Source organism: Pseudoalteromonas sp. Z9A6, assembly GCF_011378805.1.
Classification (GTDB): Bacteria; Pseudomonadota; Gammaproteobacteria; order Enterobacterales; family Alteromonadaceae; genus Pseudoalteromonas; species Pseudoalteromonas distincta.
The window spans coordinates 15,559-38,763 of record NZ_WTKZ01000013.1 but is presented as its reverse complement, the minus strand read 5'-3'; the positions used below and the strand labels follow the sequence as shown (position 1 = coordinate 38,763).

24 protein-coding genes and 1 pseudogene are annotated in these 23,205 nt (G+C 39.2%); 10 read left to right on the top strand and 15 right to left on the bottom strand.

Annotated elements, in window-relative coordinates:
• Window positions 1-106 precede the first annotated feature (106 nt).
• Window positions 107-1,030, top strand: coding sequence for an ABC transporter substrate-binding protein (locus GQR53_RS07395; protein ID WP_165743382.1), 924 nt, complete (start codon window positions 107-109; stop codon window positions 1,028-1,030).
• Here the strand turns inward: GQR53_RS07395 and GQR53_RS07390 are convergent.
• The 6 genes from GQR53_RS07390 to GQR53_RS07365 form a co-directional block, all read right to left on the bottom strand.
• Complete coding sequence (locus GQR53_RS07390; RefSeq protein WP_024597249.1) at window positions 981-1,601, bottom strand: fumarylacetoacetate hydrolase family protein; 621 nt, start codon at window positions 1,599-1,601, stop codon at window positions 981-983. The genes GQR53_RS07395 and GQR53_RS07390 overlap by 50 nt on opposite strands.
• Window positions 1,602-1,800: 199 nt before the next feature.
• Window positions 1,801-3,768, bottom strand: coding sequence for a hybrid sensor histidine kinase/response regulator (locus tag GQR53_RS07385; RefSeq protein ID WP_165743380.1), 1,968 nt, complete (start codon window positions 3,766-3,768; stop codon window positions 1,801-1,803).
• 11 nt (window positions 3,769-3,779) lie between these two features.
• Window positions 3,780-4,241, bottom strand: coding sequence for a response regulator (locus GQR53_RS07380; RefSeq protein WP_165743378.1), 462 nt, complete (start codon window positions 4,239-4,241; stop codon window positions 3,780-3,782).
• Entirely contained in the window at window positions 4,242-5,726 is a 1,485-nt protein-coding gene (locus GQR53_RS07375) for a sensor histidine kinase (RefSeq protein ID WP_024597247.1), read from the bottom strand.
• A 38-nt stretch (window positions 5,727-5,764) separates the two neighbouring features.
• Window positions 5,765-5,974 (bottom strand): histidine kinase, encoded by a 210-nt coding sequence (locus tag GQR53_RS07370; protein WP_039485081.1) that lies wholly within the window; start codon window positions 5,972-5,974, stop codon window positions 5,765-5,767.
• A 14-nt stretch (window positions 5,975-5,988) separates the two neighbouring features.
• Complete coding sequence (locus GQR53_RS07365) at window positions 5,989-7,329, bottom strand: sigma-54 dependent transcriptional regulator (RefSeq protein WP_039485084.1); 1,341 nt, start codon at window positions 7,327-7,329, stop codon at window positions 5,989-5,991.
• A gap of 230 nt (window positions 7,330-7,559) precedes the next feature.
• On the opposite strand from GQR53_RS07365, the gene GQR53_RS07360 reads away from it, so the two are divergent.
• Window positions 7,560-8,075 (top strand): NUDIX hydrolase, encoded by a 516-nt coding sequence (locus GQR53_RS07360; RefSeq protein WP_165743377.1) that lies wholly within the window; start codon window positions 7,560-7,562, stop codon window positions 8,073-8,075.
• A 215-nt stretch (window positions 8,076-8,290) separates the two neighbouring features.
• Window positions 8,291-9,667, top strand: a complete 1,377-nt coding sequence (locus GQR53_RS07355) for an NAD-dependent succinate-semialdehyde dehydrogenase (RefSeq protein ID WP_039485091.1) — start codon at window positions 8,291-8,293, stop codon at window positions 9,665-9,667.
• Window positions 9,668-9,825: 158 nt separating this feature from the next.
• Here GQR53_RS07355 and GQR53_RS07350 read toward each other — a convergent pair whose 3' ends face one another.
• The 4 genes from GQR53_RS07350 to GQR53_RS07335 all read right to left on the bottom strand — a co-directional run bounded on the left by GQR53_RS07350 (window position 9,826) and on the right by GQR53_RS07335 (window position 12,328).
• Complete coding sequence (locus tag GQR53_RS07350) at window positions 9,826-10,173, bottom strand: hypothetical protein (protein ID WP_165743375.1); 348 nt, start codon at window positions 10,171-10,173, stop codon at window positions 9,826-9,828.
• Between the two features lie 131 nt (window positions 10,174-10,304).
• Entirely contained in the window at window positions 10,305-10,682 is a 378-nt protein-coding gene (locus GQR53_RS07345; RefSeq protein ID WP_197098158.1) for a hypothetical protein, read from the bottom strand.
• 105 nt (window positions 10,683-10,787) lie between these two features.
• Window positions 10,788-11,087 (bottom strand): hypothetical protein, encoded by a 300-nt coding sequence (locus GQR53_RS07340; protein ID WP_165743373.1) that lies wholly within the window; start codon window positions 11,085-11,087, stop codon window positions 10,788-10,790.
• Between the two features lie 71 nt (window positions 11,088-11,158).
• Window positions 11,159-12,328, bottom strand: coding sequence for an acyltransferase family protein (locus GQR53_RS07335; protein ID WP_165743371.1), 1,170 nt, complete (start codon window positions 12,326-12,328; stop codon window positions 11,159-11,161).
• A 150-nt stretch (window positions 12,329-12,478) separates the two neighbouring features.
• Between GQR53_RS07335 and GQR53_RS07330 the strand changes: the two genes are divergently transcribed.
• From GQR53_RS07330 to GQR53_RS07320, 3 genes are all read left to right on the top strand, one after another.
• Window positions 12,479-13,624 (top strand): histidine kinase, encoded by a 1,146-nt coding sequence (locus GQR53_RS07330; RefSeq protein ID WP_165743369.1) that lies wholly within the window; start codon window positions 12,479-12,481, stop codon window positions 13,622-13,624.
• A complete protein-coding gene (locus tag GQR53_RS07325) occupies window positions 13,602-14,216 on the top strand; it encodes a response regulator transcription factor (RefSeq protein WP_165743368.1) in 615 nt (204 codons plus the stop codon). Before GQR53_RS07330 ends, GQR53_RS07325 begins: the two co-directional genes overlap by 23 nt.
• A 509-nt stretch (window positions 14,217-14,725) precedes the next feature.
• Window positions 14,726-15,247: a hypothetical protein gene (locus GQR53_RS07320; RefSeq protein ID WP_165743367.1), complete on the top strand. Its 522-nt coding sequence runs from the start codon at window positions 14,726-14,728 to the stop codon at window positions 15,245-15,247.
• A 193-nt stretch (window positions 15,248-15,440) separates the two neighbouring features.
• Here GQR53_RS07320 and GQR53_RS07315 read toward each other — a convergent pair whose 3' ends face one another.
• From GQR53_RS07315 to GQR53_RS07305, 3 genes and pseudogenes are all read right to left on the bottom strand, one after another.
• Complete coding sequence (locus tag GQR53_RS07315) at window positions 15,441-16,523, bottom strand: endonuclease/exonuclease/phosphatase family protein (protein ID WP_165743365.1); 1,083 nt, start codon at window positions 16,521-16,523, stop codon at window positions 15,441-15,443.
• A gap of 23 nt (window positions 16,524-16,546) precedes the next feature.
• Window positions 16,547-16,910: pseudogene (locus GQR53_RS07310) on the bottom strand (hypothetical protein).
• 76 nt (window positions 16,911-16,986) lie between these two features.
• Window positions 16,987-17,235 carry a TIGR03643 family protein gene (locus tag GQR53_RS07305; RefSeq protein ID WP_024605832.1) on the bottom strand — a complete coding sequence of 83 codons (249 nt, stop codon included), beginning with the start codon at window positions 17,233-17,235 and terminating at the stop codon, window positions 16,987-16,989.
• 123 nt (window positions 17,236-17,358) lie between these two features.
• Between GQR53_RS07305 and GQR53_RS07300 the strand changes: the two genes are divergently transcribed.
• From GQR53_RS07300 to GQR53_RS07290, 3 genes are all read left to right on the top strand, one after another.
• Window positions 17,359-17,883: a transporter substrate-binding domain-containing protein gene (locus GQR53_RS07300; protein WP_240917455.1), complete on the top strand. Its 525-nt coding sequence runs from the start codon at window positions 17,359-17,361 to the stop codon at window positions 17,881-17,883.
• Window positions 17,884-18,076: 193 nt separating this feature from the next.
• A complete protein-coding gene (locus GQR53_RS07295) occupies window positions 18,077-18,733 on the top strand; it encodes a YoaK family protein (protein ID WP_024605833.1) in 657 nt (218 codons plus the stop codon).
• 74 nt (window positions 18,734-18,807) lie between these two features.
• Window positions 18,808-20,868, top strand: coding sequence for a TonB-dependent receptor (locus GQR53_RS07290; RefSeq protein ID WP_165743363.1), 2,061 nt, complete (start codon window positions 18,808-18,810; stop codon window positions 20,866-20,868).
• Between the two features lie 19 nt (window positions 20,869-20,887).
• On the opposite strand, the gene GQR53_RS07285 is transcribed toward GQR53_RS07290, so the two are convergent.
• Window positions 20,888-21,679 carry a helix-turn-helix transcriptional regulator gene (locus GQR53_RS07285; RefSeq protein ID WP_024605835.1) on the bottom strand — a complete coding sequence of 264 codons (792 nt, stop codon included), beginning with the start codon at window positions 21,677-21,679 and terminating at the stop codon, window positions 20,888-20,890.
• A gap of 106 nt (window positions 21,680-21,785) precedes the next feature.
• On the opposite strand from GQR53_RS07285, the gene GQR53_RS07280 reads away from it, so the two are divergent.
• Complete coding sequence (locus GQR53_RS07280) at window positions 21,786-22,982, top strand: MFS transporter (protein WP_024605836.1); 1,197 nt, start codon at window positions 21,786-21,788, stop codon at window positions 22,980-22,982.
• Here the strand turns inward: GQR53_RS07280 and GQR53_RS07275 are convergent.
• A complete protein-coding gene (locus tag GQR53_RS07275) occupies window positions 22,971-23,192 on the bottom strand; it encodes a hypothetical protein (RefSeq protein WP_024605837.1) in 222 nt (73 codons plus the stop codon). The genes GQR53_RS07280 and GQR53_RS07275 overlap by 12 nt on opposite strands.
• Window positions 23,193-23,205: the final 13 nt, after the last annotated feature.

The window sequence follows — 23,205 nt, the reverse complement described above, 5'->3', positions numbered from 1 at the left end:
TTAAAAGCAGCCTTGAATGAGGTTGCTTTTAAACTAAAATATTTGACCCTACTACAACCAACACTATACTTTTATTAAGTTTTCTTAATTCAACGAACACTTATCAATGCTGAAAAACGGATACTATGCATTTTGCTTATTAATTGTATTCAACGCGCACGCCGTTGAGCAAAAAGTACAACCTCTAGAAGAGATTATTTGGCTGCAAAGTTACACGCCCCCTTTTCATATAGCTAAAAGTGAAAGCGCACCACAAGGCGGTATTTGCGACAACCTAACCGAGCAACTCATCAGAACCATAACTGATGTAAAACATACCCGCTTAATTGTTCCTCAGCAGCGTATAAATAAATATTTAAATGAAGGAAAAAATGTATGTTTTCCGTGTGTTATTTATAAAAAAAATAATAACCAACAACTTAACTACTCAAATCCAACAACGGTATATCCCCCATTTTCAATTATCACGACTAAAGAGCTAAAGCCGCAATTAGAAGAAAAGCACGGCTCGCCTATTCACCTTATTAATTTATTAACCGACCCGCAATATGTATACGGGCAAGCGGCTGCACGTAAATTTACAACTAAAATTAATACAATTATTGAAAATACAAAACGAGATAAAGAGTCTTCGTTAAGTTGGAGTAGCGAAAATGAAAGTCAGGCTGTTATAGCACGCTTGAGTCACGGCTTTTTAGACTACTCAATTGATTACCCGTTTATGGCTGATTACTTTAATAAACAAGGGGAGTATACGTATATAGAAAGTGTGCCAATTGCAGAAAATGACATTCAATTTATAAGAGGAGCAATAGGCTGTGCGGCTAAAGCACCTAATAATTTTGCAGAGCAAGCCCTTAAAAAAATTAACCGCGCATTAAAAAATAATGTACTCCAATCGCCTGAGTATCAACAAAGTCAGCATAGTTGGCTTAAAACCACCTTTACTGACTTTGATAAACACTACCAACAGCAAGTCGTTAACTTTTACTTACTTGCCACTGATGCTCAAGCAAACACTGATCATTAGCATAAAGCGCCACTGCAAAAATACTTTTAGCTGTTACCTCACCTACGCCCGACGGTGTACCTGTCATTATTACATCACCGTCTTCTAAGCTCATAAATTCACTAATTTCTTGTAAAATTGAGTCAGGATTGTGCAGCATAAAATGAGTATCACCTCGCTGAATCACTTCATTATTAATTTTAAGTTCAAAGGTAAAGTGCTTCATTGCATCAGTTAGCGCTACAAAATCAGTTAAAATAACAGAGCCGTCGAACGCTTTAGCGCGCTCCCATGGAAGCCCTTTATTTTTTAATTTACTTTGCACAGTACGCTTAGTTAAATCAAGGCCGAGTCCAACACCTACAAATTTTTTATTTTTAACTACAAAACACAACTCGGTTTCATAATGCAGCGTATCGCCGTTGTGAGCTGCAAATAACGTATTAGTAATTGCGCTATTTGGCTTATTAAATAAAACCATTTGCTCTGGCGTTTCGTTATTTAGCTCTGCAATGTGTGCGGTATAATTACGCCCAACACACACTACTTTTGATGGTGTTAACTCTTCAGATACTAACTTTATTGAATGCATATAAATAATGTCTCAGTTATTAGGGCCTGTTGACCTTTCAGAATTAAAATTTGTTCAATCTAGGAGCTATCGGGCAACGCATGTTCGGCATTTTTGCTTCGCTATCGCCTATTTATAGGAAATAACCACACTACACAGGCTCAGCCTTGCCTAAACACCAAACATACTGATGAATTCAACCTAAAAAGAGAAACAGTCCTTAGCTAATAAGCGTTTCAAGTAAGCTCAAATTAATAGGTTTAAGTAAAACTCGGTCAATATTTAAATCTTTTATTTCTCTTGGATCTGGCTCTGCTCCACTTACAATCACTAAGCGTAATTCAGGGTATCGCTCATTAATTTGCTGGCCTAAGTCAACGCCACGACCATCAGGTAAATGCATATCTAACAATACCTTATTAAATTGCTGGTCGTGATTAAGTATTTGCAAACATTGTGCGCAGCTAGACGCAATGACGGTTTCAACACCTAAGCTTTCTAAAAGTAGCTGCGTAATTTGTGCTGCATCGTGGTCATCTTCAACCAGTAAAAAACGTTGTTTCTTCTCAGTTAAGTCCTTGCCACAGCTTATATCTTTAGCTTGCGGTGCATGCTCTGGCGCTACCAAGTAATCTTGTAAACATTGATATAAAGCCGCGCTATCAACAGGCTTTGGTATTACATCGTTAAAACCAAGTGCAGCAAGCTCTTCATGTATGCCTTTCATCGTAGCGGCAGTGAGCGCAATTATTGGGCCTTTATAGCCCATTTTTCTAAGCTCTATGGTAGCTTCCTTGCCGCCCATTACAGGCATATGAATATCAATAAAAATAATGTCGTAAGGCGCTTTATACGCATCTGCTATGCGTACTTTTTCAAGCGCTTGCTGGCCATGTTCGGCATAATCTACGCGCGCACCACAGGTACTGATCATATGACCAACTAGCATGCGTAAATCACGTAAATCATCAACTACTAATACTCGTCCGTGTACCTTACAAGGAGCTGATTTACTTTGTAATTGTGGTGCGCTACTAAAATTAAGCGTTTGGCGTTCTACTCCACTAATGTCACCCGGATAAACCGAAATAGTAAATGTAGAACCTTTGCCTATTTCAGAGTGCAAACTAATATCACCGTGCATACGCGCTAACAATTCAGCACATATTGCCAAACCTAAGCCTGCGCCACCTACAGAGCGTGATTCTACATCGGCTATTTGTTCAAAAGGCTTAAATATAAGTTCTTGTTTTTCAGGGGCAATGCCCATACCTGAATCTTTAATGCTAAAAAATAGCATTTCAGTGTCATCAACCCATTGCGTCCACGCATTAACAACAATTTCGCCTTTATCGGTAAATTTAACCGCATTATTTATTAGATTTATTAAAATTTGACGAACTCTTGTTGCATCCAGTCGTGCAACTAGAGGTAATGGCTTATGAGATTCAAAGCGCAACGTAAGGCCCTTATCAAGCACCGATACGCGCATTAGCGTGTATACATCGGCAAGCATGCTATCAAGGTTAACTTCGCTTAGGGTAAGTTCCAGTTTATCGGCTGCTATTTTTGACAAATCGAGCACATCGTTTAACAAGCTCAATAAGTGTTTACCGTTTCGATAAATAACACCCAATTCATTTTCTGCTTGCTGACTAAAGTCGCTCTGCATTAACAGTTCGGTGTAACCTAAAATAGACGATAGAGGGGTACGTAACTCATGGCTCAAATGAGCTAAAAATCGATCTTTTGAACGATTTTCGGCTTCAGCTTTTAAGCGTTCAACTCGCTCACCTTCTACATCTTTACGCGCTAAAGCATAACGAATAGCACGCGCAAATCGGCTCGAGCTCATTTCTGTTTTTATTAAGTAATCAACGGCGCCCGCATCAAGCGCAGCTGAGTCTAACTCATCATTAGATTGCCCCGTTAACATAATAATAGGACCGCTAAAACCGTTGGCTATCGCTTTTTTTAAAACGCTTAGCCCGTTAGATGCACCTAAGCGATAGTCGAGCAAACAAATATCGTGCTCATTTTTACTCAGCTTTTCAATTGCTTGCTCTGGAGAGCTTATCCATTCTACATTAAACGTATGTGAATCTAATTGTTGTAAATAGTCGCAGGTGAGTATGTAATCATCTTCATCGTCTTCAACTAGCAGCAGCTTAGTCACTTTATCTAACATAGAATCTCCCTTTAATCGTTAAATGTTGATGGTAGCTCTACAAATTCTACCCAGTATTTTCCTAGCGTTTTCATCAAATCAACTAAGCCATCAAACGTTACTGGTTTAGTGATGTAAGATGCGGCACCTAAGTTATACCCTTTTACCATGTCTTCTTCTTGTTTAGACGTAGTTAATATAACAACCGGAATTCCCTTTAAGCTAGGGTTTCCTTTTATGGCTTCAAGCGCTTCACGGCCATCCATTCTAGGCATATTTAAATCAAGTAATATAAGTCCAGGACGCGGCGAAACTGCTTTGTCTTCAAACTTACCTTTACGTTCTAAATATTCAAGTAACTCGACGCCATCTTCAACAAAGTGAAGCTCGTTAAGTACACGACTTTCAGCAAGGGCATCTTGTGTTAACAAACGATCATCTTCATCGTCGTCTGCCATTAAAATAGTAATCGGTTTTACTTTTGAATAGGGCATTTAAGCCTCTCCTTGCAATGTGAAAAGCTCAGCTTCCACAGGTAGTTTTATGATAAAGGTTGCACCTTCACCGTCTTTACTTTGGGCTGTAATTGTTCCGCCATGGCGCTCTACAATACGCCTACATACAGAAAGGCCAATACCCGTGCCTTTATATTGTGAGCGTCCATGTAATCGCTGAAACGGTACAAATATTTTATCGGCATAGTCTTGTGAAAAACCAATACCGTTATCTTCTATGGTAATAACTTGAAAACTTAAATGAGTATTATGATCAGAGCTGAAAATATCTTCATCTTGATAACTGATTTTTATGTGCGGGCTTATATTTGGACGCCTAAATTTAACAGCGTTCGACAACAAGTTTAAAAACAGCTGCTGCATTTGGCTTTTATCAGCCTGAATAACTGGCAAATCCTCCACATCAATTTGTGCTTCAGACTCTTTTATTGCTATCTCTAAATCACTTAATATATCAGCTACAACTTCATTTAAATTCGTATCGTCAAAGTCTTTGCCACGCGTTGTAATACGCGAAAACTCTAATAAGTCGTTTATTAGATTAGACATACGCTGCGCTGCATTTTTCATGCGCCCAATGTAATCCATCCCCTTTTCACCCAGCTCATCTTTAAACATAGTTTCGAGACGGTCACTAAAGGCTTGGATTTTTCTAAGAGGTTCTTGTAAGTCATGACTTGCTACAAAAGCAAACTCTTCAAGCTCTCGGTTACTTCGGCTCAATTCATCTGAATATAATGTTAGCTCTTGTGTCCGCTCAGAAACCTTAATTGCTAATGTTTCGTTTTGTTTTTCAAGCTCAAAACGATATTGTGCTGCATTTCTTAAATTAAGGCGCGTCATAATAAACATACCAATAATCAGCAACCCACTGGTTATTGCTGTTATAGCGAATGTAATTTTAGCCTCATTTTTAATCTGTGCTAATTTAGAAAAATGGCTTACTTTAAAGAGTAATTCACGGTCTTGAATTTCATTAACATACTCTCTAATTTGCTTATAAAGCTTTCTTCCTTTATGTGTATTTAATACATACATCGCACGTCTTTCTTTGTCATCTAGCGCAAGGTTTACAGTTTGTTTTAATTCTTTAATTTTACTATCTACAAGAACTAACAACTGGGCTATACGCTCAGCTTGACCGTCAATCTCAGAGTGAAGCGACTTGACATGATCTGTTTGCGCCTCAATTTGCCCAATAGCGTCATAATAAGGCGCTAAATAGTCAGCCTCTTCTGTCAATAAATAACCACGCTGCCCAGACTCAGCCTGCACTATGGATAGATGCAGCTTTTCAATTGCTGTGGTTAGCATGCTAGTGTTGTCTAAACTTTTTTGGGTTTGTGTTAAGCCTTGAATCGTATTCAATGCTAAAAATGCGTTGCCCACAATAATACCTAGCACAACCACCATAAATGTTGCCCACGTAATATTAGCCTTACCTTGCTGTTTTTTCTTGCTCATTTAGCTTCCCGAATTAAAGTTTATACAACACTTAATACTTATTGAGAGTCTGATATTTTTTGCAAACTTTCGCTGCACTGTTGGCAATTATTGATAATTTTATCAAGTGCATCTAACGCTTTTTCTTTTGGCATATCGTTTTCAAGTACCAATTTAATCAGCTCAGCATTCATCGAAATACGATTTAGCGGCCCTCTTGCATCGTGTACTAATTTATTGAGTTGCTCTGTTTGGTTATCGGATGTCATGCCCTTCCTCAAATCTATTTATATTCGCCAATACCGCCATATGCATTAAGGCGGTTATAAAGTGTTTTAGTACTAATACCCAGCATTTGTGCAGCAAGCGTTTTATTACCTTGCACCTTATCAAGCGTTGCATGAATAAGTTCTTTTTCAACTTCTTCAATTGTTTGCCCTGCTGATACAGGCTTTTCGGCAGCTTGATTATTAACGCGCGAAAAAGGTGACTCTAAGTTATCAGGTAAAATAATATCGCTAGTTTGTGGGTCGCTCATAATAAATGCACGGTGTATAGCATGGCGGAGCTCTCGCACATTACCCGGCCACTCATAGCTTTGCAGCTCTTTGAGCTGTGCGGCAGTCCAACTAAAGGCAGTGCCGTTTTCGTCATTAAGTTGATCTAAAAAGGCTTTTGCTAATAAAGGTACATCTTCTTTTCTATCGCGAAGTGGCGGTATATCAATAGGAAAAACAGCCAACCTAAAGTAAATATCTTCACGAATAACATTATTTTGTGCTAAATCGGTAAGCGAGCGGTTAGTAGCTGAAATAACACGGCAATTGGTTGGTATTTCTCTGTTACCACCTACGCGTGTTACCTTTTTAGTTTCAAGCACTCGCAGTAAATTTGGCTGCATATCAATTGGCATTTCAGTTACTTCATCTAAAAACAAAGTACCGTTATTTGATTGCTCAAATACACCTTCTTTACGTGCAATTGCGCCTGTAAATGCGCCTTTTTCGTGGCCAAATAACTCACTACCAATTAACTCTTTTGAAAGTGCGCCACAGTTGCTAGCAACTAATGGCCCTTCGCACTGGCTTGCGTTATGAATAGCTTGAGCCACTACTTCTTTACCTGCACCACTTTCACCCATAAGCATCACGTTAGCATTTGTTTTAGCTACACGTTCAATCATGTTGTAAAGCTTTTGCATTGGCTCAGATTCACCAATCAAACCGCCAAAGTGGCGTACAATACCGCTCGACTTTGCTTTTTTAACTGCTTTTTTAGGGCCATTTAAAACGAGTTCTAAATCTTCACGTTGTAATGGTTTTAATAAATGCCCTACATTTGGCTCACACATATCAGCTAAAATACCTTTAACTGAAGGATGACCCGAAATAAGTGTAATTTTTGGAGATTGCCCAATCGTTTTTAAGTGATCAAGTAAGTGCAAACCGCTACCATCAGGCAGCATAAAATCAAGCAGCACATGATCAAACGCATTATTTTCAAACCATTGATGTGCTTCTTTTAAACTGGTAGCTGTGCTTATATTGTGGCCGAGGAATTCGACTATGTGGCAAACAACGTCACTAAATTCAACGTCGTCATCTACTAAAAGTATGTCTAACATGATAAATCCCTATGCTTTTTTCTTATTCTACGCATCCTTGATATTAATTTAAAGGTGCGCCCAGAATCTAATTTTAAAATAAACTTAAGCGATTAAATGCTATTAATGTTACCAACCTAATATTTACGTATGCTGAAAAAAATCGATCATAAATTATGATTAATAATTAAAATCGTTTCTATTTATAGAATGGTAGCAACTATTATTAAAAACCTAAAAAAGGAGACGAAATGCAGCAATTAAAAACCTTAATACATTCAGGTATTAATATTGACCAAGGTACTCAATTTACACGCTTAACAGCTCGCGCTATTGTAATTAAAAATAATAAAATACTTTTAATGTATACAAACCGTAATGAAGACTACAGCCTACCCGGCGGTGGAGTAGATGACGGCGAAAGTATTGAGCAAGGCTTAATTCGCGAACTAAGCGAAGAAACTGGTGCACAACAAATAAGTGTAGTTAAAGCCTTTGGACTCTATGAAGAGTATCGCCCTTGGTATAAAGACGATTTTGATATTATTCATATTAAATCGTATTGCTTTGTATGCAGTATTGCCGACGAGTTTGGCAAAGCGCAGTTAGAGCATTACGAGCAGCAAAATGGCATGACAGCTAAATGGGTTGATATTAACGACGCAATTGCGCATAACGAGCGCACCATTGCTAACAGTGAAAAACAAGGGCTTTCTATTTTACGAGAAACTTACTTATTAAAGCGCATTGCAAAGGAGCTAATATAAAGCTCTGTGTTTGCCCCAGAGGGTGTTGTAAATTTTGCAACGCCCAGAATATTTTACTACCTCGAGCACCTCAATTTTTATATTTAAAAAATCCCCCTTCAGCAAAAATCTAAATTTAACTAATAAAATCAGATGGATAAAAACAAAAGCAACTTTTTTAAAAACTGGCTCTAGCCTTGCACCTTTTAAATAACTAAATTTGTAAGGAGATAGAAATGAGTAACACAGTTAAAACGATTAATCCCGCAACTGAGCAAACCATTGAAACCTATACACTACTTTCTCAAAAGGAAGCAGAACAGGTAATCGAAAAATCTCACGAAACATATTTAAAATGGCGATTAACGTCATTCACTGAACGTGCAAAATACCTTAATAAGTTAGCCTCACTCTTTGAAGATCAAAAAGAAGCTATTGCAAAACTCATGACCGAAGAAATGGGTAAAGTTTACGAGCAAGGCTTTCAAGAAGTTGAACTATGTGCAGGAATTTGTCGTTATACAGCCGAACAAGGCCCAGAAGTACTTGCTGACGAAGAACGTGATATGGACGGCGGCCGCGCAATTATCAGCTACCAACCAACAGGTGTATTATTAGGTATTCAACCGTGGAACTTTCCGCTTTATCAGGTAATTCGCTACAGTGCAGCTAACATCATGGCGGGTAACACAACCGTATTAAAACATGCTGGTAATGTATTTGGCATGGCTGAAAAAATAGAAGAGCTATTTAAACAAGCTGGTTTCCCAGAGTATTGCTTTAACAATCTACTTATCGACGGCAAAACAGCCAGTTCTTTAATTTCGCACAAAGCAATTAGCGGCGTAACCTTTACCGGTAGTGATGCGACAGGTAAAAAAGTAGCAGAAGAAGCAGGTAAACACGTTAAGAAAACAGTGTTAGAGCTTGGTAGTAACGACGCTTACTTAGTACTTGATGACGCAGACCTAGAGCTTGCAGTTAAAACCTGTGTAACCGGGCGCATGATCAATAACGGTGAAACGTGTGTTTCAGCTAAACGTTTTGTTGTTGTAGAGTCACTTTACGATGACTTTAAAGCGCAAATTAAAGAGCAATTTGAAGCCATGAAAATGGGCGACCCAATGGCTGACGATACAGACTTAGGCCCAATGGCTCGTGAAGATTTACGCGACGGCATTCACGACCAAGTAATGGAATCAGTTAAAGCAGGTGCAAACATAGTAACGGGCGGCGAAATACCTTCGCAAACGGGTTATTACTACCCACCTACTCTACTAGATAACTTAGCCCCTGGTATGCCAGCCTATGACGACGAATTATTTGGCCCAGTAGCTTCGCTTATTAAAGCCAAGGACAACGACGATGCAATGCGCATCGCTAACGACTCTCGCTACGGTTTAGGCGGCGGTATTTTCTCTAAAGATGAGAAAAAAGCCATTGAACTAGCTAAAAAGTACTTTGACACCGGTATGATCAATATTAACGGCTACGGTTTAGCACAACCTAACCTACCGTTTGGTGGTGTTAAAGAAAGTGGCTACGGCCGAGAGCACGGCGGCTTTGGTATGCGCGAATTTGTGAATATCAAATGTATTATGATCAATAGCTAATTTAGCCTTAAATACTAGTACATTAAAAAACCTAAAAGTGGGTAACCGCTTTTAGGTTTTTTTAACTTTAAAATTAGATTACAGAAGAGCTTAGTCTTTACTAAGTTCAAACCACAAAGCAACTACACAGTAATAACTGTAAATGAGCAGTTTGCTTTTTAATCATTATCAATATAAAAGAATAATATAATAAATTCAGAGGCACTAATTGCAGCTAGCTGCATTATCAGCAAAAACATAATACCAATCCCAGCCTGAGGGTCAGGTTCAATACCAAAGACAAGTACTGGCGCTAAAGTAATAGTACATAATGCAGCTATAATTCTAATAAAAATGAGCCGTTTATTTTTATAGTTTTTAGCGTTAGCTAAAAAATATAGAAGCAAATAAGGCAACAGCATAAACGCAAAGCCAATTTCAGTTGGCATCCAGTACTTAATAGCAACAGCAACTAAAGATAAAACAGCAAGCGCCTTAACTGGGTAGTATATTTTTTTATAATTCACATGCTTTCCTTTGCACGCAGTGCTTTATTAGCACCAAATAAAATATTGCCGAACAATATAAAAACTTTACCTATGCTATGCAATCTATTTCACTAGACCTAACCTGACAGGCAACAATGAGCGAGAAGTAGTCATTCAAAAGTTTTGATGTCTGAAGTCAAGATTTGATCCTCGTTGGCTTTTTCAAAACAAATGGGCACGAGCTTTTGTAATAGTGGCAAAACAAGCAAAGGCTCAGAGCGATTATCGACACAAACAACGGCATTTGCACTACTCAGCGCTCTCACCAATGCATCAACAGGGGTTATATCACCTACAGATTCAATAAAACAATTGTCTTTCTCAAATTCACTGATATCGTCGAAATATGCTTCAGGCGAAAACCAATATAACTCAAGCGACTTAACTACCACGTTATTGTTGTTTGATAGTTTTTTCCCTAAAACGATGAGGGGTTCGGCTTTTTTACCCAAACGGAGCTTAAGCAAAAGCGTTTTAATCAAACCCATGTGCTTACTATATACCCAATAAAATAGTGACATGTTTTATCGTGTATTATTAGGTACATTAAAACAATAGTTACTTTTGTGGACTACCAGCATTTGTGCTTTAAACTATTGGTTAATTAATTTAATCCACTCAATCGGATTCGACACAATGAATTGATATTTATTACCATCTTTTAATACGATTTCAATTGCATCACGTGTATAAGACAAAATACCCACAACTTTACCAGTGCACTTACTCACTTTTACAATTTCACGCCGTGCAAACATATAAGGTCCTAACCCAAATTGTGCATTAAACGGTGCAAAATGAATATCGGTGTTGGTTAACCAAAATCTGCCGTCGGCTTTGATTGCCCCTTGTTGAATCGTGGCGATTGTCGATTTGATTGTTATTGCATGCATAATAGTATCCCTTTATGTAGCTCTTAATGTGTCAGTTTTGCTGCTTTTAAGTCATTACCAAGTGACGACATTTAAGCTGGCTGTATTATCTTTTTCTTGGTTTGCCTACCGTTAAGTAGTGCGCCCAACCACGTATTTTTAACTAATAATAAATAACTTATTTGACCTATAAGTAATGTAACAACCACGCTAACTATAAACTTTACTAAAACTGGCAAATTAGTATTAATCAATGGCATCTGAATATAAATCAGCACTGGCACATGTATTAAATAAATCCAATATGATGCATTTGATATGCTGCGACTGAGCTTACTTTTGTGATTTAAAAAACGATGCCCAAGTAAAAACGTTATGGCGGTTAACAAAATAACACTTAGTCCTTGTGATAAAACATGCAATACATATAGCTCTCCCGCTGCGGCAAAATACCCCGTAGTTGCGGCAGCAATCACTTCATCTAAGCTTGGCGCGGCTGGTAATAAAGAAAAATAACCAGTCAGTGATATTGCAACACCCAAAATAAGAGGCCATAAGTACTTATGATATGACGAAATAAGCTGTTGTTTTTTATAAAGCCCCACTCCTAAGCAATAAAAACTGCCGTAAAAACCATACGACCACAACTGTGGAGTGAGTTTATCGGGAGCAGGAAATGGAATAGATTTCCCCATCAAAGAAAGCGTTAACACGATGGGAAGTACAACCCACATAAATAAAGGGTGAACGCTAAGCCCATCGAATTTATTACCTAATAAGTTAGTTGTTTTCAACAACCAGTGAATTAAGCAAAACTGGAATAAATTCCACAAAAACCATAAGTGCATAGTGCTAACAACAGGCTCTTTAATAACTTGAAACACAGCAAAAATCGGCGGTATTGGATTAGCTATACCGGCCCCAAAACTCAAGGCATGGTAGTAAATAGCAAAGCTTAGCGGTAAAAAAACAATAAAAGGCAGTAGAATATGTTTACTGCGATGACGTAAAAAGCCCGCGTTGCTCGATTTATCTATTAAAAGTGCACTGCAAAACCCTGCAATAATAAAAAATAACGGCATCCGAAATAAGTGCAGCGTATGCGTAATATAATCAAATAGACCATGTGTGCTTGGGTCTGCCGTAAACCAAATATTGCTAAAGAACGGACTGTAGGCTAAAGCGGCATGAAATACGATGCCGAGCAATAGCGCGAGGCTACGTAAATTATCAATATAGTGTAATCGAATGTCTTTATTCATTAATGTGCCCAACTAATTTTTATTAATAAAGCATAAATGAATGAGGTTTCATGGCACTAGTCACAAAGCTCATAGCCCGAGCTATGACAGATGTCACTGTTTTTACAATGCGAGTTCTGCAATAATTGCTAAAAAAATATGGCCGCAGTAATGGAATCAACTATACGACATACAACCGATTGGCATTTCTCAACATTGGCATCGTGGCTTGGGGTGACATCGGCGTGTGCCTATTATGCAAACTCAGAATTAGCACTATATTTGCAAATCATAGTAAGTGGTTCCATTTTAGCCATTTTGCTGTATGTGTTAAAACAACCCAATAAATTTGTTCACGGCGTAGCACTTGGCTATTTCCTGCTGATTTTGGTTATGATACAACTGAGTTCAACGTCCTTAGTTTTTATCCACCTAGTGATGTTCACAGCGGTTTTTAGTCCTCATTTTTCGCTTCCTAAAATACTGACTTGTGTTGTGGCCGTCATGCTGGTGTATGGTTTAACGCATTATTCGCGCTGGGAAAATGGCATTCCTTGGATCACGTTTACAATTTGGTTCTTCTTTTGCTTGATGAATTGGTTTGTTAGCCGGCGTATTGTCGAAAGTTTAAATACACATTACCAATCCCGCCAAAACTACAAAGAGTTAAAAGCCACCCAACACATGATGGGCGCGATGCATGCAGCGCAAGAGCGACAAAATATATCACGCGAGCTACATGACTCACTCGGCCATAAGCTTACCGCGCTCAGCATTAATTTAGATTTTGCTAAAAGAGCAGCAAATGAAGCCACCGTTGAAACCCTCTCTCTTTGCCACCAACTTAGCCAAGAAGTATTGGCAGAAGTACGCGAAATCGTTTCCACTCAACGCAATGACAAAACGATACTTAAGCAAGCTCTTGAGGCCATTTGCGAACTAACACCTAATTTACACTGTAATCTCCAACTAAGTAAGGGGACAGAGCAGCTCCCTCAAGACTACGCCCTGTGTGTATTGCGGTTTACCCAAGAGATGATCAGCAACACCCTTAAACATACCCAAGCAAACTATTTTACTTTGCATGTGAATGTCTCCCACGTTGGCCAACACCCGCTGTTAATTGCAAAAGCGTATCACAATCAACCAGAGACCCATTTACCTAAACAAGGAAACGGATTAGCAGGATTAAATGAGCGAATGGCACAATTTGGCGGTGAATTTTCACAACATATTGAGCAAGAAACACTGATCAATACCATGACATTACCACTAAATTTAGAAGAAAAAAGCCATGATAAAGTGCCTACTAGTTGAAGATCAGACCTTAGTTCGTTTAGGCCTCGCTAATTTACTTAACCTCGATAACGCCATTAATATAGAAGCCCAAGCTGAAGATGGCTTGCAAGCGCTTGCACTATTAGCTGAGCATAGTTTTGACATTGCTTTACTCGATATGAGAATGCCGAATTTAGATGGGCTCGGCGTGCTGCAAAAAATGCGCGAGAAGGGTGATAAAACCCCCGTGCTGATCATTACCACATTTGAAGATTGTGATGTATTAGTCAAAGCCCTTAATCTAGGTGCTCGTGGGTATGTGCTTAAAAACATTGAACTTGAAGAACTCATTAGCGCTATAAAGCAGGTCGTTGCAGGTGAGCGAGTATTGCAAAGTGCGGTGACTGATTTTTTACTCAAAAAGCAACTAAGCCCTCAACTCTGCTTAACGGGCAAAGAACAAACCGTACTGCAGTGTTTGTCTTTAGGTATGCCAAACAAAGTGATTGCCAAAAAATTAGATAACTCTGAGGGGACTATTCGTAATCATGTGTCACAAATTCTTGCCAAATTAGACGTAAAAGACCGCACTCAGGCCGTTATAAAAGCCATTAATCAAAACCTAATTTAATACGCGAACAACACCAAATTACTATTTTTGATTAGGGTATGTTGATGAGCAAAGAGCGCTTTTTAAGCGCCACTATTTGTCATTAGGCTTAAGTGGTGCAATTAACATAAATAAGAGTAAACAAAACCAGCTAATAAATAAACAGGCGACTATCCCGTCCCACTTTTTGTGGCCTAGCAATGGGTATGATTGGCATCACCCAAATCTTGATTTCAGACATTAAAGATCTTCAGTGTCTGCTCATGGCACTGAGCTCAAATTCGGCAAAGAGCGATAAGCCGTCACTCATGTAAGTTGTCATTAACTTAGTAAGAATAAGAGAAAACTTTCCTCTTTTTTACATGGTTATATAAGCCGCAGAAAGAGTAATATTTATAGTTGGCAATAACTTATGGTATTTGCTATTAATATAAGTTCACAAAATAAGGATGTTTTCGCACTAAAATAGGGAAAGTGTCCTCTGACAAAGATGCTAACTGGCTACCAATAGTTCATCATTTAAGGTTGTAATGAAGAAAATTTTAGTTATTGCGTTATCAACATATTTAGCTGGATGTGCAAGTTCTTCTGGTATTGTTGATGCAACAAAAGTTCCATCGTATTTCGATGGAGCACATTATTCAGGTAAGTTTACATTCGTAAATAGCGATACGTTTCCTAACCAAAAACAGTATCGGGTTTTTGAACAAGGAAGTGATAGCACAGCTCCGCTCAGTGAGTTGCGAGCTAAAGCTAATTATTCTGCAAGGTTTTTCTGTAGCAATAAAATAGGAAAGCCAAGAGTTGTAGTGGTATCGGAGATGACATCACAAGGGCCTCATATTTTGGGCAATTTTCCAAGATATGAACTCGTATTTATTTGCGTCCAACAAAAAGATGAGCCATTCCATGTAATGAATAGTGGGGAGGTAAATGTAGATAATACAAGTAATAAATATGAACAATTAAAGTTATTAAAAGAGCTTCTTGATAATGGGACTCTCAACGAAAAAGAGTTCAAAGTCGAGAAACAAAAGCTGCTGAATAAATAAGTAGCGCCAGTTAACAAAAAAATCCATGCGACCACCTTCGGCGGCGCACGATTTGGGCGTTACCAATGTCTGCAATTGGCACTTTCTAGCCACTCGACAACATAAACGTGGTAGTCGTGTTGTTGCTAGCCAATTCATTATTTTTGTCGGATGGCGTGGCTTCGCCACTTATCCGACCTACACTGCCTAATAGCTATAACTTCTCCTCAAACCTCGGCACTTTTCGCTTATCTGCCTTATTCATAGCAAGCTCTTGAATTTCTTCTTGCTTGTGCTGCGCCGATTTAGTTTCTAATGATTGCTGATTAGCGTTTTCGTAAGAAAGCTCAGTCAGTAGCGCAAAGTGATCAGAGCCATACTTAGCTAAGCGCTTAATACGTTTTACTTTAAAACCTTCGCTGTGAAATAAGTGATCGAGCGGCCAACGCATAAAAAAGTAACTTGCATGAAAGGTGTTATAAAAACCACGGCCTTTTCGAGGGTCTAAAAAGCCACTTATCTGCATAAACAAACGGGTGCTACGCGACCATGCTACGTCGTTTAAATCACCGGCAACTATGGTAGGTCGTGTTGGGTTTTTAAGTGCTTTAGCCACCATTATTAGCTCTGAGTCGCGCGGACGCGATGAGTCTTCTTCGGTCGGGCTTGGCGGTGCTGGGTGAATAAAGTGCCCTTGCATTTGCAGGCCTTCATCGTTTTCAAACAGAATATGAATTGAGGGAATATCTTCTTCTATGAGCTCACATATTTGTGCATCGAGTATTTTAAACTTGCTGTATAAGTGCATGCCGTAACGATTGTCTTTAGGGCATTCTATGTAATACGGGTAATTTTTTTTGATGACTGATAATTTATTTTCCCACCAGCTATCGCTCTCAAGCGTAATAAGTAGGTCGGGTTGATGCTCATCAACAAGGCTAATTAACTGCTCACTTTTATGGTTCGACATAAGTACATTTGCCGACATAATCCTTATACTATGATCTATATGCTTAGGTGCGCTTTGCACTTCTTTTTTAGCAAGCCACGTATACGGGTAAATCCATTTACCTTGTAAAATCATTATAAGTAATGAGGTTAAGGCTATAAACACGTAACCTATTTCGCTACTTTGCCATAATAAAAACAACGAAGTAACGGCGACAAAACTGGCAATATAAAAAACCTGTAAACGAACAAAGTCGCAGCTACGCACTAAGTAATGCTGGCTGTACGACATAGGTAGTAAGGTAACCAGTAAAAAAAAGCCAATAATTATAGCCAGCGCAATGAGCATTTTAATATCCTTATAAAGTTAATTTAGCGACTTAAAATTGAAAGTATTTCTCGAGTATCGTGCACCATATGGATAACTGTACGGTCTATTTCAATACTCACTGTACCATTATCTCTAGAGCGTTCAATCACTCTACCTCGTTTGTATAAATCACGATCTAAATAGTCGCCTCGGTGGTAGCTTTTACTTAGCACTGGTGGCGTCCAACCTGCACGAATTAGCTGCTTAGCCTCTTTTTTAGAAAGGTAGACATTGTCGTTATGCTTATGTGAATGATGCTTTTTTGTGGCCGTGTTTATGACCATGCTTATCTTTATGCGGTTTTGCATCTGCGCTTATTGAAAATAAAGCCAATGCTATTAGTACTGTGTGTATAGGTGCTCTCATAAATAATCTCTAGCATAATTAATAGCTAAAGATTAACAAACACGGATGAACATCATATGAAACAACTAACACTTATTTAACGTTGTTTATATTGTGTTTTACAGTGGCTTCGCATAATGGCGGGATCGCGTAATTTTAAATGTTTTGTTTTACGACCTGCATGGCGCTTACGCCACACTTTAAAACTGCCTTTTGAAACATTGTCTCGCATAAAAACCACCAGCTGCGGATACTTTAATCCGTATAGCTTCTCTATAGCCTCGTAGGGGGTTCTATCTTCCCACGCCATTTCGATAATGCGTGACTGCTGCTCTGCGTTAAACATGGTATATCTCACAAATTTTAACTTATACGCTAGGTAAAAATACTTAGATCAATGCAATTAAGCTCAGTAACTGTATAATTGGCGTTCAAGTTATGTACTTTAAAAGATATCGAATTTATATTTATGCGCGCAATATTTCTGTTTTTAGCCTTAACTTTTCCCTCGTTATTACTTGCAGCGCCAAGTAAAACTCTGCGCTGCGTTACAACGCACTACCCTCCTTTTACTATTTACGATGAAAAAGCCGATACATTTACAGGTTTAGATATTGATTACATTAAGTTTATTGAAAAAAACTTAAACCTCAAAATTGACGTTATTCATTTACCTTGGGCGCGTGTTAAAAAAGAGATGGAGCTGGGCTATTACGACTGCTATTTTTCATTGGCCAACTATAAAGAGCGTACAGAATATTTAGACTTTACTAGCGAGCCTTTGCATACCACTAAGTTTGGTTTATTCACGTTAAATGAAGATAATCTGCTTATTGATGATTTATCAAAAGCCGCTATAGCTATGTTACCCGGTGTTATTCTTCCCAAAATTATCGCTAAAAAGTACAGCCTTGATGAGAATAATCTGCTTCGTTCACTTTCAACTAAAGACACTTTTGAGCTACTTGAAAAAAACGCGTTGAATACGCAATAACTAACTATCAAGCGGGTTTGTGGTACTCAAAGGAATATAAAAACATTTATGCTCGGCAATTAAATGAGTTTACATTTCCTACTTACATTGCTTTTAAGCGTGGCGTAATTGATACAAAATTAGTTGATGAACAAATAAAGCGTTTTAAAGCACAAGCTCAATAATTAACTCTGCACACATTAAGAGATAACCAATGTTTACAAAACTACCAAAGTGGGTTGAATATGGCGCGTTTACACTGGCATTTATAGCGGGCATCGTTAACGCTGTAGGCTTATTAGGTTTTGAGCATCAAGCCATTTCGCACTTATCAGGCTCTGTTACTTTGTTGGGTATTAAGCTAATGAGCAATACCTCAGCCGCTTTGCTGTTATTTAGCATACTCATTAGCTTTATGTTGGGCTCGGCGCTTTCTGGTTTTTTACTTGCAGGGCGTTCATTAAAACTTGGCCGCCATTACGATACGCTCTTATTTATTGAAGGCGCTTTACTGTTAGCAAGTGCCTACCTACTTAATCAATCTTATGTTTATGCAATTACGCTTGCCTCTGCTGCTTGTGGGTTACAAAATGCGTTAGTCACTAATTACAGTGGTGCGGTCGTTCGTACCACACACTTAACCGGCATTTTTACTGACCTTGGTTTAATGATAGGTAAAGCCCTTAAAGGTGAGCAATTTGATACCCGTAAAGGCATTATGTTTTTACTCATTATTGCAGGCTTTTTATTAGGCGGTGTAGCCGGTTTTGTTTTATTTGAGCATTACTTAGTGCTGGCTTTGGTGTTTCCTGCTGTGGCTTGTTTTGTTTTATCAATTACGTATCGGGTTTACAGGTTACGTACGCTTTAACGCAACGAGTTTAAAAGCACATTAAAACCGCATATTATAGAGGCAATGCAATATAGATTACTTTCAAGGAATGTATGAAACCTTATTTTTTGCCGCTGTTATTACCCTTCAACCACACTGCGTTTGCCAACAATCAAAATAACGATGCAATAGAAACCATAACAACGACGGCATCACGTATTGAAGCGCTATCTACCCCACTGCCTTTATCAATAAGTACACTAAGTGAAGCGCAGCTAAATAGCATAGCGCCTACGCATATTGAAGAAGCCCTGCAACGTGTAGCGGGTGCTAATATTCAACGTGGAAATGGCCAAGAGTATTTACCCGCGCTTCGCTCACAAGTGCTTTCGGGCGCAGGCGCTTGTGGTGGCATATTGACTTTAGAAGATGGCATACCACTGAGAGCCGCTGGGTTTTGTAATATAAACGAGCTATTTGAAGCACACAGCGAAATGGCGCAGCGCATAGAAGTACTCAAAGGCCCTGGCTCTGCACTTTATGGCTCAAATGCTGTGCATGGTGTTATTAATGTAATAACGCCCGATACCACGCAAGGCGGTGGCTTAGTTGGTTTAGATTACGGCTCGTACGGCTATACTCGCTACAAATTACGTGCAGGACAAGATTACGGCAACAGCGGTATCGGCATTAACGCAAGTGTTACCGACGATAGCGGTTACCGCGACGACGAAAGCGTAGAGCAACAAAAAGTAAATATTCGCCATCGCTATTCAAATAATAATTTATTACTTACCTCAGGCCTTACTTATACAAATCTTGATCAGCAAACGGCTGGATTTATTACAGGCTTTGAAAGCTATAAAAACGAAGACCTCGCGCAAAAAAACTTTGACCCTGACGCATTTAGAAAAGCACGCGCATTTAGAGCATGGAGCAATGCAACCTGGCAATTAAATAACGATGATGTGCTCTCTACTACGTTATATTTTCGCGACCAAAGCATGGACTTTTTTAAGCACTTTTTACCCGGCACACCGCTTGAAACAAACAGTCAAACAGGCTTTGGCGTGCAATCGCTTTATCAACATAATTTACAAAGTAATGTAAAAATAAACCTAGGGCTTGATGGCGAATACACGCAAGCCGATTTTACTCAAAGCCAAAATGAGCCCACGCAAGGTTCTGCATTTTTAGTCGCGACAGTGCCACAAGGCAAACATTACGATTACGATGTAAACGCTACGCTTTATGCCCCTTTTGCATCTGTAGATTGGCAATTAAATAAGTGGTTACTAACAGCTGGTGTGCGCTACGAGCATATGCAGTACGACTATACCAATAATATGCTTGCAGGTAGAACAAAAGACGATGGCACAGAATGCGGGTTTGGTGGCTGCCGATACAGCCGCCCAGCGAGTGCTAAAAATAGTTTTAGTAATTTATCGCCAAAGCTTGGGTTGAGTTATCAGTACAATACAAATAACACGCTTTATGCGAACTTTTCTCGTGGTTACCGCGCCCCACAAGCCGCTGAGTTATACCAATTACAACGCGAGCAAACTACTGCAAATTTAAGCGCCGAAATAGCTAATAATGCAGAGCTGGGTATTAAAGGAATTTACGAAAAACTACGTTATGGTGTGTCGGTTTACGCTATGAGTAAACACAATACGATTTACCGTGATAGTGACTTTTTTACGGTAAATAATGGCAGCTCTCGCCATCGCGGTATTGAGCTTGAACTTGATTACCAGCTTACAAATACACTCTCACTCAACTTTGCAGGCACGCACGCAAAGCATACTTACACTGACAACCAAGTGCTTAACGGTCTAAATATAAACGGCAACGACATAGATACCGCACCGCGTAATATTGCTAATTTCGATTTAACATGGCAGGCACTAAACAATGCACAGTTTGCTTTGCAGTGGCAACGCGTTGGTAACTACTACACCGACCCAGAAAACTTAAATAAATACCAAGGGCATGGTATTTTAAGCCTGCGTGCGCAGTGGCAAGTTACTAGTAATCTTGAAGTACTTGCTCGCATTATTAATTTAACCAATGAAGCTTATGCAGAGCGCGCCGATTACACCAGTTTCACCGGCGACAGATACTTCCCGGGTAGACCTCGTAACGCGATGCTTTCGGCAACTTATACGTGGTAATGCTTATTTAAGGGCTAAGCTAATTTAGCTGATTTAAGTCGCTCATGTATTTCATGGGCGACTTTTTCATCACTTTTTTAAACATAGTAATAAATGCACTCACCGACTCATACCCTAATAACTCCGACACCTGCTGCACACTTTGCTTATCAGAAAGCGCTTTTAAGGCTGTAATTATATGCAATTGCGTACGCCATTTTCCAAATGTCATGCCTGTTTCTTTTTTAATTAACCGCGCTAATGTACGCTCAGTTAATGCAAACTGCTTAGCCCATTGTGGTAGTGTTTTTCGATTGTTTGGCTTGTTTATAAGCTGATCGCTCATAGTTTGAATTACCTCATTTTTAGATAATACAAAATCCAGTGGTTGTACGGGCATTTCAATAAGTTGATCAAATAACACCTGCGCTAAACGCGCTGTTTTACTATTTAAAGTATAGTGCTGATTATGCGCAGCCAACTCGCACATTAGCTCTTTAACCAGCGGCGTAATGGCTAAAGTACAAGTATTTAGCGGCATACCGTTTTTACTACTATCAATAAATAAATGACAAAGCTGCGCGTTATCAGACGCCCTATTACTATGCACCTTTTGTGCTGGGATCCAAATTGCACTATGCGTAGGCACCATCCACATTTTTGCTGACACTTCACACGTTACATAACCATGTAGCGCTAAAATTAATTGCCCTTTTGGATGGGTATGTAGTGGTATTTCGTGACTTGCATGCGCGTGCTCTATTTTCGCTATTATAGGCTGCGCCATAGTTTCAAAATTTTTAATGTCGTCCCAGCCAATTGCATCAAACATAGTTTTGTCTGTTTTTAGTTATTTAATGTCATTATCTCTAAATTATAGTTTTTGCTAAGCCTTTATACTAGCGCCCATTAAGTATTAGCTTTAATGGTCTTCCCTTTTGTTAAATAACACACCTAAATCACGCTTTGCTGGCATATTACTTGTGCTTGGCATATTACTTATTGCCGCAAATTTACGCGCCACATTTACAGGTATTGCACCTGTGCTTGAACAAATTATTAATCACTTTGGGCTTAGCGCATCGCAAGCTGGTTTTTTAACAACATTGCCACTCATTGCCTTTGCGGTTGTATCGCCAATGGCCGCAACTCTTGCTAAAAAGCAAGGGTTAGAGCGCACCTTGTTTGTGGCTTTGTTATTTATACTTGCAGGGGTTGCAGCGCGGGTAATAAATACCTCAGCTATGCTTTTTGTAGGCACCGCTATTATTGGTGTGGGCATTGCCATCGCAAACGTATTATTACCAAGTTTAATTAAGCGCGACTTCCCTGCAAAGGTTGCGTTAATGACCTCAGCCTACGTGCTTACTATGGGCGTGGTATCGGGTGGGTTTTCTACTTTAGTATTTCCGCTTAGTCAGTTAAACGGGTTAGGATGGCAACTTGCGCTGGGCTCATCAGCTCTTATTACTTTGGCGAGTATTATTGTATGGATGTCACAATTAAGTAAGCACACAAAACCCGCGAGTATTGATCAACACACCGATACGTCAAAAAGTGTATGGCGTTATTTACTAGCATGGCAAATTACCCTACTGCTGGGCTTAAACTCGTTTTTAAATTATATAATTATTACGTGGTTACCAAGCATATTAACCGAAACTGGTCACTCAGCTACCCAAGCAGGTGCTTATCATGGTGCTTTTCAAATAGCGACTGCATTACCGGGTTTAATATTAATCCCCCTATTGGCAAAATTAAAAGATCAAAGCGCGCTTAGCTTTATTTTAGCCATGTTGAGTGCACTCAGTGCATTGGGGCTACTTTATATGCCTAGCTTTGCTTTTGTTTGGACCCTAATGCTGGGCTTTTGCTCTGGGGCATGTTTTATATTGGGGCTGTCGTTTATTAGTTTACGAACTGACGATTCGCAACAAGCAGCGTCGCTTTCAGGAATGTCGCAAAGCGTAGGTTATTTGCTCGCGGCTATTGGTCCTATGCTAGCTGGTGCATTACACACTACAACAGGCAGTTGGAGTGCGCCATTGTGGTTGTGCGCTATTGCCGGAGTACTGTGTGCATTATGTGGTTTGGGCAGTGGTAAAAACACCACTTTAGCTAAATCAGCTAACTAGCTGCTGTAACCACGAAAATAAACCAGACGAAGGTTTACTACTCGCGTGCTTTTGCTCATAGCGTTTATTCGTTGCTTCGCGCTGTTCACGGCGCTCTTGTGCTAAATTAGCTTTTGCAGCAAAACGCAAGCGCTGCTCTTGAGTAAGCTCATCATTAAAACTAATGGCTGTTTTTTTCACTGCTCGGCTGCTTTTAGGTGAACTACACATATTATTCTCCAAA